14 protein-coding genes are annotated in these 13,551 nt (G+C 71.4%); 8 read left to right on the forward strand and 6 right to left on the reverse strand.

Annotated features, from left to right (window positions below; all coding sequences use genetic code 11):
* Positions 1–38: 38 nt before the first annotated feature.
* Positions 39–1,562: an AMP-binding protein gene (locus tag ISP_RS39540; RefSeq protein WP_013229396.1), complete on the forward strand. Its 1,524-nt coding sequence runs from the start codon at positions 39–41 to the stop codon at positions 1,560–1,562.
* Here ISP_RS39540 and ISP_RS39545 read toward each other — a convergent pair.
* The 5 genes from ISP_RS39545 to ISP_RS39565 form a co-directional block, all read right to left on the reverse strand.
* Complete coding sequence (locus ISP_RS39545) at positions 1,559–3,877, reverse strand: molybdopterin-dependent oxidoreductase (RefSeq protein WP_013229397.1); 2,319 nt, start codon at positions 3,875–3,877, stop codon at positions 1,559–1,561. The genes ISP_RS39540 and ISP_RS39545 overlap by 4 nt on opposite strands.
* Positions 3,878–3,887: 10 nt before the next feature.
* Positions 3,888–4,913: an LLM class flavin-dependent oxidoreductase gene (locus tag ISP_RS39550; protein WP_013229398.1), complete on the reverse strand. Its 1,026-nt coding sequence runs from the start codon at positions 4,911–4,913 to the stop codon at positions 3,888–3,890.
* Positions 4,910–5,401, reverse strand: coding sequence for an SRPBCC family protein (locus ISP_RS39555; RefSeq protein ID WP_013229399.1), 492 nt, complete (start codon positions 5,399–5,401; stop codon positions 4,910–4,912). The genes ISP_RS39550 and ISP_RS39555 overlap by 4 nt, the downstream gene beginning before the upstream one ends.
* Positions 5,402–5,471: 70 nt before the next feature.
* A complete protein-coding gene (locus tag ISP_RS39560) occupies positions 5,472–5,975 on the reverse strand; it encodes a winged helix-turn-helix transcriptional regulator (protein WP_013229400.1) in 504 nt (167 codons plus the stop codon).
* Positions 5,976–6,033: 58 nt separating this feature from the next.
* Entirely contained in the window at positions 6,034–6,423 is a 390-nt protein-coding gene (locus ISP_RS39565; RefSeq protein WP_013229401.1) for a cupin domain-containing protein, read from the reverse strand.
* 43 nt (positions 6,424–6,466) lie between these two features.
* Between ISP_RS39565 and ISP_RS39570 the strand changes: the two genes are divergently transcribed.
* Positions 6,467–7,432 (forward strand): helix-turn-helix domain-containing protein, encoded by a 966-nt coding sequence (locus tag ISP_RS39570; RefSeq protein WP_013229402.1) that lies wholly within the window; start codon positions 6,467–6,469, stop codon positions 7,430–7,432.
* On the opposite strand, the gene ISP_RS39575 is transcribed toward ISP_RS39570, so the two are convergent.
* Positions 7,389–8,006, reverse strand: coding sequence for a TetR/AcrR family transcriptional regulator (locus ISP_RS39575; RefSeq protein ID WP_013229403.1), 618 nt, complete (start codon positions 8,004–8,006; stop codon positions 7,389–7,391). The two genes, ISP_RS39570 and ISP_RS39575, sit on opposite strands and share 44 nt — an antisense overlap.
* A gap of 70 nt (positions 8,007–8,076) precedes the next feature.
* Here ISP_RS39575 and ISP_RS39580 point away from each other — a divergent pair, with 70 nt between their 5' ends.
* The 6 genes from ISP_RS39580 to ISP_RS39605 all read left to right on the forward strand — a co-directional run bounded on the left by ISP_RS39580 (position 8,077) and on the right by ISP_RS39605 (position 13,445).
* Positions 8,077–8,541 carry a GNAT family N-acetyltransferase gene (locus tag ISP_RS39580; protein WP_013229404.1) on the forward strand — a complete coding sequence of 155 codons (465 nt, stop codon included), beginning with the start codon at positions 8,077–8,079 and terminating at the stop codon, positions 8,539–8,541.
* A gap of 115 nt (positions 8,542–8,656) precedes the next feature.
* Positions 8,657–9,547 carry an NHL repeat-containing protein gene (locus tag ISP_RS39585; protein ID WP_013229405.1) on the forward strand — a complete coding sequence of 297 codons (891 nt, stop codon included), beginning with the start codon at positions 8,657–8,659 and terminating at the stop codon, positions 9,545–9,547.
* A 231-nt stretch (positions 9,548–9,778) separates the two neighbouring features.
* The gene (locus ISP_RS39590; RefSeq protein WP_034284543.1) at positions 9,779–10,108 is read left to right on the forward strand and encodes a hypothetical protein; all 330 of its coding nucleotides are present in this window, start codon (positions 9,779–9,781) and stop codon (positions 10,106–10,108) included.
* Between the two features lie 91 nt (positions 10,109–10,199).
* A complete protein-coding gene (locus tag ISP_RS39595) occupies positions 10,200–11,585 on the forward strand; it encodes an MDR family MFS transporter (protein WP_013229407.1) in 1,386 nt (461 codons plus the stop codon).
* 82 nt (positions 11,586–11,667) lie between these two features.
* Complete coding sequence (locus ISP_RS39600) at positions 11,668–13,155, forward strand: alpha/beta hydrolase (RefSeq protein ID WP_013229408.1); 1,488 nt, start codon at positions 11,668–11,670, stop codon at positions 13,153–13,155.
* 140 nt (positions 13,156–13,295) lie between these two features.
* Complete coding sequence (locus ISP_RS39605; RefSeq protein WP_014467668.1) at positions 13,296–13,445, forward strand: hypothetical protein; 150 nt, start codon at positions 13,296–13,298, stop codon at positions 13,443–13,445.
* Positions 13,446–13,551: the final 106 nt, after the last annotated feature.

A 13,551-nucleotide genomic window follows, 5' to 3' on the forward strand; every position in this document is an offset into this window, starting at 1 on the left:
GACTGGTGCAAGCACCTGGGAAGAGTCATCATCGGGGGATGTTCTTCGATCTGGGTGTCCGGGACTTCCTCGACCGCGCGGAAACGGTGTACCCGGACCGTGTCGCGGTGGTCGACGAGCCGGACCAGCCCGCGCCGAGCTGGGGTTCGCTCACCTACCGCGAGGTGGCGCGCCGGGCCCGCGCGCAGGCCGCCAACCTCGACGCGCTGGGCGTGCCGGCCGGCGGGCGTGTCGCGGTGGTGTCGCACAACGCCGCGCGGCTGCTCGTCTCGTTCTTCGGCGTGTCCGGCTGGGGCCGGGTCCTGGTGCCGGTCAACTTCCGGCTCGCCCCGGCCGAGGTCAAGTACATCGTGGAGCACTCCGGGGCGGAGGTGCTGATCGTCGACCCGGAGCTGGCGCACCTGCTCGACACGGTGACGGCGAAGCACGTGTTCGTCCTCGGCCGCGACGACGACGCCATCTGGGGCGGCGACGGGACGCCCCGGCCCTGGGACGGCGACGAGTCGGCCACCGCCACCATCAACTACACGTCGGGGACGACCGCGCGGCCGAAGGGCGTGCAGCTCACCCACCGCAACATCTGGCTGAACGCCGCCGTCTTCGGCCTGCACACGACGTTGAGCGACCACGACGTCCTGCTGCACACCCTGCCGATGTTCCACTGCAACGGCTGGGGGATGCCGTACGCGGTGACCGGCCTCGGCGGGCGGCACATCGTGCTGCGGAAGGTGGACGGCACCGAAATCCTGCGGCGCATCGACGAGCACGGCGTGACCATCCTCTGCGCGGCCCCTGCGGTGGTCACGGCGGCACTGGACGGCGCCGCGAACTGGGACGGCGAGATCCCCGGCCGCGACCGCGTCCGGATCGTCGTGGCCGGTGCGCCGCCGCCGACGCGCACGATCGAGCGGGTCCGGGCGGAGCTGGGCTGGGAGTTCATCCAGATCTACGGGCTCACCGAAACCGCGCCGCTGCTGACGGTCAACCGGATGCGCAGCGAGTGGGCGGACCTCGACCCGCACGAGCAGGCGCGGCTGCTGGGCCGCGCGGGAACGCCGGCGCTGGGTGTCCGGATCGCCGTGGACACCGACGGCGAGGTGCTCGCCCAGTCGAACCACAACCTCGACGGCTACTGGGAGAACCCCGAGGAGACGGCCCGGGTCACCGACGGCGGCTGGTTCCACACGGGCGACGGCGGCGCGTTCGAGGACGGCTACCTGACGATCGCGGACCGCAAGAAGGACGTGATCATCTCGGGCGGCGAAAACGTGTCGTCGATCGAGGTGGAGGACGCGCTGAACTCGCACCCGGCGATCCGCGAAGCCGCGGTGATCGGCATCCCCGACCAGAAGTGGGGCGAGCTGGTGACCGCCCTGGTCGTGGTCGACGGGGACGTCACGGCCGAAGAGCTGATCCAGCACTGCCGCGGGTACCTGGCGGGGTACAAGTGCCCGAAGCGGATCGAGTTCCTGGCGGAGCTGCCCCGGACGGCGACGGGCAAGATCCAGAAGTTCAAGCTCCGGGAACCGTTCTGGCAGGGTCAGTCGCGGCAGGTCAACTAGCGGCCGGTCCGTCCACTCGCGACGGTCGCGCGGACGCGCACGCTGTCCGCCTCCGCCCGCGCCCGCTCCTCTTCGGTCGCGGGTTCCAGGCGCGCCGGGACGTCCTTGTGGTGCGGGGTGCCCGCGATCGGGTCACGATCCAGCGCGTCCGTCAGGAGGTTGATCCGCGGGCCGCTGACCACGCGGCGGCCGTCGGCGTCCGGGTGGGCCATGCCGTAGCCGTGCGGCAACGCGAGCTGGCCCGGCCGCAGCGCGGGGTCGGCCTCGGCGCGGACGACCACGCGGCCCGCCGAGGTCACGACGGCCACCCAGTCACCCGGGGAAGCGCCGATCGACGCCAGTTCTTCGGGACGCGCGCGCAGAGCGCCGTCCGGATCGGTGCGGCGCCAGCGCGGGTCACGCAGGATCTGGTTCGCGTTGTGCGCCCGCCGCTGCCCGTTGACCAGCGAAAACGGGAACGCCGGGTCGGGCCGTTCGGCGGCCGGGTCCAGCGCGGCCAGCCAGTCCAGCAGCTCCGGTACCGCCAGCCGGACCCGCGAGCGGCGCATCAGGCTCCACACTTCGTCTTGCTCGTGCGCCGAAAACGGCGTCGGACCGGCCAAGACCCGCTCGAAGAGTTCCTCCCCGAGCCGCGGACCGGTGGCCGAGCTGCCCAGCGCGCGTTGCACCGGCACGGTCATCGTCTTCGCCGCGCGGTGGCAGCCCGCCCACAGCGGCGCGATCGACGCCGCGCCGTCGGGCAGCGACGCGCCCAGGGTGCGGTAGAGCAGCACCGGCAGGATCGCCGCGCGCTCCGGCAGCGCCTGGACCAGGGCGCCGAGGCCCGCCTGCAGCTCGGAGCGCGGCCCGGCGGCCAGCGACGCGAGCACGTCGGACGGCGGCAGCACGCCGAGCGCGTCGAAGAGCCGCGCGTAGATTTCGGCCTCGACGAGCGTGCCCGGCAGCGGGTCCAGCAGCGGCCGTCGCAGCTGGAAGTAGTTCGTCGGCCACTCGAAGGTGAAGAGCGTGAACTCCCACTTCTCGTGCTGGGACGCCGCGGGCAGCACGTAGTCCGCCAGCGCGGCCGTCTCGGTGTAGGCGACGTCGACGACCACGGACAGCTCCGCGGCCTCCAGAGCGCGTTCGACGTCCCGCGTCCCGGCGAAGGTGTTGGCCGGGTTCGACGACTCCACCCACACCGCGCGGACGCGGTTCGGGTGGTCGGCGAGGACCTCCTCGGCCAGGGTGTTCGCCGGCAGCAGGCCGCCGATGTACTCGAAGCCGGTGATCTCGGAGCGCTGTCCGGTCGTCGTACCCCACAGCGGCAGCAGCCACGAGTGCAGGTTGTTCGTGCCGCGCCGGCCGAAGTGCCCGGTGAGCAGGTACAGCAGCTTCTCGAGGTAGCTGTTGAGCGTCGAGTGCCGGCCCTGCTGGATGCCCAGCTCGACGCGCACGGTCATCGCTTTGGCGGCGCACATCAGGTCGACGGCCCGCTCGACGTCCACACGGGACACTTCGGCGTGCGCGATCCACGCGTCCACCGGCACTTTCGCCAGCACGGCGGCGACCTCGTCGAACCCTTCGGTCCGGTCCGCGAGGAACCGCTCGTCGGCGGCGCCCCGCTCGAGCAGCAGCGCCAGGATCGCGCCCAGCAGGTACGCGTCGGTGCCGGGGCGCAGCGGGAGGTGCAGATCGGCCATCTCCGCGGTCTCGGTGCGCCGCGGATCGAGCACGATCATCCGCCGGTCCGGGTCGTTCTTGAGCGTGTTGAGCGCCTGCCGGGCGTTGCTGAACCCGTGCGCCTGCCAGGGGTTGCAGCCGAGCACGACGAGCAGGTCGCAGTGCTCGACGTCCTCGGCGGTGTGCACGAGGGTCGAGCCGAACAGCTGCCCGTTGACCCAGAAGTCGCCGGTCTTCTCCTGCGACAGCGCGTTGAAGTGCCGCGTCGAGTTCATCCACTTCAGCAGGGACGTGCCGTACGCGCCGCCGGAGTGGTTGCCCTGGCCACCGCCGCCGACGTAGGCGAACGAGCCGGGCCGCCCGGCCGCGGTGTCGGCGTCCCGGATCGCGTGCAGCTTGGCCGCGATCTCGGTCAGCGCCGTGTCCCAATCGATCGGCTCGTGCGTGCCGTCGGGACGCCGGCGCAGCGGCGTCGTCAGGCGGTCTTCGTGGTCGCCGTAGAAGGTCAGGCGCTGCGCCTTCTGGCAGAGGTACCCGCCCGAACGCGGGTGCGCCTTGTCGCCGCGGACGCGGGTGATCTTCCGGCCGTCGAGCTGCACCTCCAGCCCGCAGTTGAGATAGCAGAGGCTGCACGCGGTGCGCTGCCACTCGCCCATGGCGGTCCCTTCACAGCAGGTCGAGCGCGCGACCCAGCGTCGTCAACCGCGCTTCGAGCGTTTCGCCGGCCGGGTAGAGCCGGACGGTGTCGATGCCGGCGTCGCGCCAGACGCGCAGGCGTTCCCGCACCATCTCTTCGGTGCCGAGCAACGTGGTGCCGAGCACCATTTCGTCGGTGACGAGCGCGGCGGCACCGTCGCGGTCCCCGGCCTGCCAGCGCTCGCGGACCTCGGCGGCGACGTCCGCCCAGCCCTGGCGGCTGTAGGCGTTGTTGTAGAAGTTCGTGCTGGCCGAGCCCATCCCGCCGAGGCTGAAGGCCAGCTCCTTCTTGCGGCTGCCGACCAGGGTGCGCAGCTCGGCTTCGTTGTCCGCGAAAGCGACTTCGGCACCCTGGCAGACGTCGATGTCCTTGCGCTGCCTCCCCGCCTTCGCGAGCCCGGCGTCGAGGTGGGTGAAGTACGCGTCGGCGCCTTCGGGCACGAAGCTGGTCCCGAGCCAGCCGTCCGCGACCTCGCCGGTGAGCTCCAGGAGCTTCGGCGACAGCGTCGCCAGGTAGATCGGGATGTCCGGGTTCGGCGCGGTGGACAGCCGCATCGGGCGGGCTTCGCCGGGCAGCGGGATCTCGAAAGCCCGGCCGGAGAACGAAATCTTCTCCCCCGCGAAGGCCTGCCGGATGATCTCGACGGTCTCGCGCATGCGCGTCAGCGGCTTCGCGAACGGCACGCCGTGCAGGCCTTCGACGACCTGCGGCCCGGACGGGCCGAGGCCGAGCGCGAACCGGCCACCGGAGAGGTCGGCGAGGGTGAGCGCGGCCTGCGCGATCGCGACCGGGGTGCGCGTGCCCAGCTGGATGATCCCCGAACCGAGCCGGATCCGGTCGGTGCGGGCGGCGAGGTACCCGAGCGCGGACGGCGCGTCCGAGCCCCAGGCTTCGGCCACCCAGCAGACGTCGAGGCCGAGTTTTTCCGCTTCCAGCACGAAGTCCAGCGTCGTGCGGGTGTCCGTGGAGAACTCGACGGTGGTCGCGGTCCTCATCGGTTTTCGATCCGGGCCTTGATCGCGGCGAGGTTGGTCTTCATCGCCGTCTCGAACTCCCGCATGCGGACGAAGACGATCTTCTGTTCCTTCTCCGGCATCCGGTCGATCGCGAACGACAGCCCGGACCGGCCGGGCCCCATCCGCATCCACTGGCTCAGGCGCGTGCCGCCGTTGTCCGGCTCGAGGGTGAACTTCCAGACGGCGCTGGGCTCGTCGGGATCCTGCACGGCCCACGCGAAGACGCGCGGCGCTTCGCACTCCACGACGTACGAGGTCGTCTCCCACTCGCCGAACGCCTCGTGCTTGCTGCGGCCGAGGAACTTGCGGCCTTCCTCGCACCACTCGACGGACTGGAGTTCCGCGCTCGTCTCGGGCATCAGCGTGATGTCCGAGACGACCGGCCAGACGTCCTCCGGCGCGGCGTCGATCCAGGTCGAGACCTCGGCCGTCGGCAGGTCGGCGTACCGCGCACCCGTCCACTCCATCGTGGTCGCACTCCCTTTCCGAAGGCTGCTGACCACGATAGTTGCGTAGATAGACCTACGCTGTCAACGGCTACTCCTGCCGCGCGAACCGCTCTTCGACGTCCGGGCGCTGCGCCAGCCGGGGCGGGAAGCCGGGGCCGCGGCGCATCCGCGTGTCGTCCGGCGTCATCGGTTCACGGCACTCGGCGCAGACGATTTCGGCGTGCGTGTCGTGCCCGCAGGCGAGGTGGTGCACGGTGATCGGCGGGCCGGCCTCGCCCGCGAGCCACTTGTCACCCCAGCGGGTCATCGCGAGCAGCACCGGGTAGAAGTCGCGGCCCTTCTCGGTGAGCACGTAGTCGTGGCGCACCGGCTCGGTCTGGTACGGCACCTTTTCCAGCAGACCCTCGTCGACCAGCCGCTTGAGCCGGTCGGCGAGGGTGTTGCGCGCGATGCCGAGTGCCTGCTGGAACTCGTCGAAGCGGCGCACGCCGTAGAAGGCGTCCCGCAGCACCAGCGGGGTCCACCAGTCGCCGAGCAGATCCATGGTGCGCGCGATCGAGCACGGCCACTGCGCGAACGATGTCCGTTTCATGCGGCCGAGAGTACGCCGTTCCGGAAAAAGACTCAGCAGGTCAGCCGCGGTCCCGACGTCAAACGAGGTGGCCGGTGGTCACGTCGACGTGATCGGGGACCTCGTCGTGCGCGTCGCCGACCGAGAGCGTCCCCGCCGGCTCGACGAGCAGCACACTCGCCCCCGCCTTCGACGACGGCTTGTGGAACGTCCCCTTCGGGACCACGAAGACCTGCCCGCGCCCGAGCGTGACCACCCGTTCGCCGGGATCGCGCAGGCCGATCTCGATCTCGCCGTCGAGGACGAGGAAGAACTCGTCGGTGTGCTCGTGGACGTGCCAGACGTGCTCGCCGTCGAACCGCGCGAGGCGGATGTCGTAGTCGTTGACGCGGGTGACGATGCGCGGGCTCCAAGCGGCGTCGAAGCTCGCGAGGACTTCGTTGAGGTCGATCGGGTTCATGCCGACCATCCTCGGCCTGGCTCCGGCGGCCGGGGAGTGCTAGGAATCGCACATGCCGCAAGAATTCTCGCACCGGGTCATCGCAATCGTCACCGAAGAGTCGAACCCCTTCGAGATGGGCGTGGCGACCGAGCTGTTCGGCCTCCGCCGCCCCGAACTCGACCGGCCCTGGTACGACTTCCAGCTCTGCTCGGCGACGCCCTCGGTCCGGATGAACCTCGGCATGTTCACGCTGTCCGGCGTCGCGGGCCTGGAGGCGGCCGACACGGCGGACACCCTGATCGTCCCGGCCCGCCCGGACACCGACGTCCCGACGGCCCCGGCGATCATCGAGGCGATCCGCCGGGCGGCCGCCCGCGGCGCCCGCTTGGTGAGCTTCTGCACGGGAGCGTTCGCCCTCGCCGAGGCGGGCGTGCTGGACGGCAAGCGGGCGACGACCCATTGGCAGTGGGCGGCTTCGCTGGCCGCGAAGTTCCCGCTCGTGCGCTGGGAACCGGACGTGCTGTTCATCGACGAGGGCACCGTCCTGACGGCGGCGGGCAGCGCGGCCTCGCTCGACCTCGGCCTGCACATCATCCACCGCGACCACGGCGCCGAAGTCGTCAACGCGGTGAGCCGCCGCCTGGTGTTCACCGGCCACCGCGACGGCGGTCAGCGGCAGTTCATCGCGCGCCCGGTGCCCGCGGTGCCGGACACCTCGCTGGCCCCGGTCCTGGCGTGGGCCCTCGAGCGGCTGGGCACGCCGTTGACGATCACGGACCTGGCCACCCGCGCGGCGACCAGCCCGGCGACGCTGCACCGCAAGTTCCGCGCGGAACTGGGCACGACGCCCTTGGCGTGGCTGACAACGGAACGGGTGACGTTGGCGTGCCGCTTGATCGAGCGGGGCGAGCTGCGGCTGGACCGGGTGGCGGCGTTGAGCGGCTTCGGAACGGCAGCGAACCTGCGAGCGCAGCTACGGCGGCACACCGGTCTCAGCCCGAGTGCCTACCGCCGCCGTTTCGGCCCGGCGGCGTGATCCCGGCGAGCGCCTCGGCCAGCGCAGCCTGCTGCAGCCGGGCGGGGTAGGTCTTCGGGTCGGCCGCGGCCAGGACGTTCATCCCCTCCACCAGCGCCACCAGGCTCTTCGTCGTCAGCTCGAGCCGCTCGTCCGTCCACTCCGGACGGCAGGCCGCCACCAGCCGGTGGATGCGGGCCAGGAACGACCGGTTCGCCGCGCGGTGGCGTTCGGCCAGGTCGTCGTCGGCCAGGGCCGCCGCCAGGAAGCCCACCCAGACCCGGGATTCCTCGTGGTGGCCGTGCGGGAGGTCCACCGCCTGGCCCAGCACCGCCGCGAGCGCGCCCGGCGCGTCCGCACACGCCGCTTCGGCCGCGTCCGCGCGGACCGCCGTGCGGGCGTACAGCAGGTCACGTGCGTGCAGCAGCAACGCCTTCTTCGTCGGGAACGCGTGCATCACCAGGCCGGTGGTGCAGCCGGCGCGCTCGGCGACCGCGCGCAGGGTGAGCCCCGGCAGGCCGTTGTCGGCGAGCACCTGCCAGGTCGCGTTCGACAGCAGCTCTCGCTGTGCCCGGACGTCACGCTGCTTCGGCATCGAGCCTCCTTCACGGGAAGCGTAACAGGTGCTACGGTAACGATTGTTACGAAACAGGGAGGGTGCTTCGATGATCGACTGCACACTGACGATCACCCCGGTGACCTGGGACGATCCCGACGCCGTCCGCCTGCGCGAAGCCCAGCGGACCGAACTCGACGCCCGCTACGGCTCCGACGACCACGAACCCGGCGCGGTCCCCACCGCCGAAACCGTCGCCGTGTTCCTGCTCGCGCGGGACGCCGGCGGCACCGCCGTGGGCTGCGGCGGGCTGCGGCTGCTCGGCCCCGGGTCGGGCGAGATCAAGCGCATGTACGTCGAGCCGGCGGCCCGCGGCACCGGCGTCGCGGCCGCCCTGCTGCGCGCCCTCGAAGACCACGCGCGGCGCCTCGGGATCCCCCGGCTGCTGCTGGAGACCGGCGCCTGGCAGCCGGACGCGATCCGCTTCTACCAGCGCGAAGGCTACGAGCCGATCGAGGCGTACGGGCCTTACCGCGGCGAACCGCTTTCCCGCTGCTTCGCCCGCGACCTGTGATCGGTTTTCCGATGGCCGGCCCAAGCCGGGCTATTGGCGGGCGGGGGCACTCCGGGCCTACCGTCGAAGGCACGGCGCTCTGCCGTTCCTTCACGAACCGGAGTTTCCCTTGCGCATGAAGCAGATCGGCGTCGCGCTGGCCGCGGCCGCCGCACTGGCCGTTCCGGCCGCACCCGCCCAAGCGGCGTCCAGGATCATCCCGCTCGACCTCTCCGCCGGGCAGCAGCCCGAGAACATCGCACTGGAGCCCGACGGCTCCGCCGACCTCACCTTCGCCTACACCGGGGAAATCGGCCGGGTCACGCCCGGCGGGCAGATCGGTGTCCTCGCCCGCATCCCGGTCCCCGCCGACGGCGACGTCCCGGTGGTGCACCGGAAACTATTCCTCGGCGGCATCGTCCGCGCCCCCGGCGGCGACCTGTACGTGGCCGTTTCGACCGGCACGGCGGCCACCGGCCTCTACCGCGTGCGCCCCGGCGCCGCGCCGGTGCAGGTGGCCGCGCTGCCGCCGGCCGGTTTCCAGAACGGCGTCGCGCGCGATCCCGCCAGCGGTGACATCTTCGTCGCCGATTCGTTCGGCTCGGTAGTCCGGCGCGTCTCCCCGCGCACCGGGCGGGTCACCGACTGGGCCACCGGCGAACTGCTCGCCCCGGTCGGCGGCTTCGGCGCGAACGGCGTGAAAGTCCACGACGGCGCGCTCTGGGTGTCCAACCTGGATCGCGGCACCCTCGTCCGGTTCCCGCTCAGCGGCGCACCCGGCCGGGTCGTGGCCTCGGGTCTCGGGCCGGTCGACGACTTCGCCTTCCACGGCGAGGACGTCGTCGCGGCGGTCAACCAGGAGAACCGGGTCGTCACCGTCGGCCGCGACGGGGTCCGGACCATCCTGTCCATTTCGGATGGGCTGGCCAACCCGACGTCGGTGGCCGTGCGCGGCAACACGCTGTACGTGGCCGACAGCGCCTACTTCGGCGGATCGCCCAACCTGCTGCGCACCCGGCTGAAATGAGCGTGCATCCGCACGCCGATTGTGCACGCGCTTTCCGTGATCTCCGGGAAACGGTTGCTGGGAACCAAATCCACCGGTAAGTTGACGGGCCCCGGTGTTCGGTCATCGGTCACCGGGGTTTGCGCTGCTCGGCGGAGCGGGGAGGCCACCGCCGAGAGAGCGCTTTCCGGCGGTAGGGGTCACCGCCGGGTGCAGGAGGGAATCAGTGCCTTGGTGTTGCGGGGAACGGTCATGGCCGAGCACGTGACCGAGCCGTACGTGGTCGGCCTGGAAGCCATCGCGGGTGAGCTGCTGCGCGGCAAGTGGTGTGTCTACCTGCACGAATGGCTCGGTGACGAGCTCGATTTGCCCACCTGGCAGGCCGAGGTGGCCGCCCTCGCCGAGTACGCCGGCGTCGAGGTGTGCTTCGTCGAGATCCCGCGCAAGGACATGACGCTGGTGGCGAACGTGCGCGCCCTGCCCAGCTTCGAGCAGGTCACCGAGTCGGTGGCCGCCCTCGAGCACTACCGGGGACTCGGCGCGGGCAGCCGGAGCGTCGTCTTCCGCCGGTCGGCCCAGTGACCGGAGCGCCGGCCCGTCCGGCTCGGCCGTCCCGGTAACCGGAACGGACCAGGTTGACTTCAACCTTCCTGGAACTTTTACCGTCGGCACCATGACCGATCTCCGCACCGCGCCGCCGCCGATCCCGCGCACTGTCTGGATCGCGTCCGGGGTGATGGCACTGGGCGGCTTCCTGGGCAACATGGACGCTTCGATCGTCGCCGTCGGGCTCGAATCGATGCGGGACAGCCTCGGCGTCGCCCTCGTCGGGATCCAGTGGGTCGCGACGGCGTACCTGCTGGGTCTGTCGGCCGCGCTCCCGCTCACCCCGTGGCTCGGGCGCAAGTTCGGCGCCGGACGGCTGTGGCTCGGCGCGCTGGCCGCGTTCCTGCTCACGTCGGTGGCGTGCGCCCTCGCCCCGGACGCGGGCACGCTGATCGCCGTCCGGGCCGTGCAGGGCATGGCCGCCGGCGTCATGGTCACCGCCGGGCAGACCGTGATCGGGCTGGCCGTCGGCCCGGAACGGCTGGGCCGCACCATGGGCACGCTGGCGCTCGTGGTCGGGCTCGCGCCGGTCGTCGGGCCGAGCGTCGGCGGCTTCCTGCTCGCGCACTTTTCGTGGCCGGTGCTGTTCTGGCTGAACCTCCCGCTCGGGCTCCTCGCGTTCGGCCTGGCGCTGCGGTACGTGCCGCGCGGCGACCGGCAGCAGCCGCCGCCGATGGACTGGCGCGGCCTCGCCATGGTGTCGCTCGGCCTGCCACTGCTCGTGTACGCGCTCACCGAACTGGCCACCCCCAGCTCGCTCGACATCGCTCTCGCGGCCATCGGCACGGCCGTCATGGGCCTGTTCACCTGGTGGTCGCTGCGCACCACCCATCCGGTGCTGCAGCTGCGGCTCGCCGCACGGCCGGTACTGGGTTCCGCGCTCGCGTCCGTGCTGCTCGGCGGCGCCGGGATGTTCGGCGCGGTCCTGCTGCTGCCGCTGTGGTTCCAGGTCCGGCTCGGTGCCGGGCCCGCCGAGACCGGGGTTCTGCTCGCGCCGATGGGGCTGGCCACGACGGGGTTCGTGTTCGTGGCCGGGCGGCTCACCGACCGGTACGGCGGCGGCACCGTCGCGCTCACCGGGTCACTGGTGGTGCTGGCGAGCACGCTGCCGTTCCCGTGGCTCGGCCCGGACTCGCCGATGTGGCTGATCCAGGCCCTGCTCCTGGTCCGCGGCGCCGGGCTCGGGCTTTCGATCATGCCCGCGTCGACGGCGGCGTACGCGTCGGTCGGCGCCGGCGAGCTGGGCCACGCGACCGCGCTGGTGAACATCGTCATGCGCGTCGGCGGCGCACTCGGCGGCGCGCTGTGCGTGATCGTGCTGTCCCAGGGCCTGAGCGCCGGCCCGGCGACCGGGTTCGGCTGGGCCTTCGGCGTCCTGGCGGTGCTGTGCGTGCTCGGCGTGCTGGCCGCGGCCCGGCTCCGCCGAGCGTCCACAGTGGACGCGAAGGGGTGACTCACCTGGGAAGCTGGCGGGATCATCGGAACGGTGATTTGCTGGAGTGGGTCGAGTACTGTCGGTGAGGGGGAGGACGGCGATGGCGGGGGTGCGCAAGCGGCTGGTGACGGCCGCGGCGGTGACGGCGGTGTTGGGGAGCCTGCTGGCGGCAACGCCCGCTTCGGCCGCGGAATCCGTCGACTGGCAGCCGTGCGCCGACGCGCCCGGCGTCGACTGCGCCGCGGTGACCGTGCCGGTGGACTGGGCCCACCCGGACCACGGCACCACGTCCGTCGCGCTCGCGCGGCGCAAAGCCACGGACCCCCAGGCCCGGATCGGCTCGGTCCTGATGGACCCGGGCGGCCCCGGCGGCTCGGGCACCGAGCAGGTCAAGACCGGCTGGTCTCTCTCGCCCGAGATCACCCGGCGCTTCGACACCGTGGGGTTCGACCCGCGCGGTGTCGGCGCCAGCACTCCGATCTCGTGCGGGCTCGAGGAGCTGATCGCCGACCACCCGCGGATGCCGCGCAACCAGGCCGAGTTCGAGCAGCTCGCGGAGTACAACCGGAAGCTCGGCGAGAGCTGCAACCGCCTTTCCGGGCCACTGGGGCAGTTCGGCGACACGAAGAGCGTCGCGCGGGACATGGACGCCATCCGCGTCGCGCTCGGCGAGCCGAAGCTGACTTACTACGGCGTTTCCTACGGCACGCTGATGGGCCAGCAGTACGCGGAGCTGTTCCCGGACAAGATCCGCGCGCTCGTGCTGGACAGCAACATGGACCACTCGCAGTCCACCGCGGCCGAGTTCCTGATCAGCGAAACCCGCTCGGTGCAAGCGGAGTTCGGCGAGTTCGTGGCGTGGTGCAACCGGACGCCGAGCTGCGCGCTGCACGGCCGCGACGTCTCCAAGCTGACCCGCGACCTGCAGGACAAGGCCGCGCGCGGGGAGCTCAAGGATCCGCAGAGCGAAGAGGTGATCGAGCCGCTGGACCTCGCGTCGATCTTCCAGGGCAACTTCTACACCCCGAGCTGGGGCAGGCTCGCGAACGTGCTCAAGTCGCTGGCGGACGGCACGGCACCGGCCGCATCGGCCCGGCTGCGCGGCGAAATCCCGATCAATTACGTCTTCCAGAGCGTGTTCTGCGACGACTGGCGCATGCCGGTGCACAACTTCGCGGAGCTGGAGACGTATCGCCGGGTGGCGGCGGCGTTCGCCCCGGACGTCAAGGTCAACTCCCTGGGCTGGCGGGCGGTCACCGGCTGCATCGGCTGGCCGAACCACACCAGCAACCCGCAGCACCCGCTGCAGGTGCACGGCGCGCCTCCGTTGCTGGTGTTGAGCAGCCGCTACGACCCGGCGACGCCGTACGCGTGGTCGCAGGCGGTGGCCCGGCAGACGGGCAACACGCTGCTGACTTACGACGGTTGGGGCCACGGCGCGTACTTCAAGAACAGCGCGTGCGTGACGAAGGCGACCGACGACTACCTGATCACCGGAAAGCTGCCGGCACCGGGCACGCACTGCGCAGCGGTCGAGCCACCGGTGACGGCGCTGGCCGCACAGCCGCCCTCGACGATCGGCTTCTGAAACCGGCTCGCCACGCTTTCGTTTGCCCTGCCGGACTTTCCGGTGTTCCAGGGTCCGGACAGTGGTTTATCCTTTACACCCTTTCGGTAACTGTTCAGGCTGTTTTCGGGCGGTGAGCGGGCCTGTGGGATGATCTTGTTGTGGGGGAGGGTGTTCGTCCGTCGTATGACGAGCTGGCCGCGCTGGTCGCAACGCAGGCGGTGGAGCTCGCTCGTGCGCGGGAGGAGATCACCGCGTTGCGGGCCGAAGTCGCCGCCCTCAAGCGCCGGTTGGGCACCAACTCGGGGTAACTCCTCGATGGCACCATCGTCGGACCGGTTCAGCAAGCCCGCCCCCAAGTCGTTGCGGCAAGTCCGGACGCAAACAGGGCAAGCAGCCAGGCACGCCCGGAGCGAC

The sequence above is a fragment of the Amycolatopsis mediterranei genome (genome assembly GCF_026017845.1).
In the GTDB taxonomy this organism is placed as follows: Bacteria; Actinomycetota; Actinomycetes; order Mycobacteriales; family Pseudonocardiaceae; genus Amycolatopsis; species Amycolatopsis mediterranei.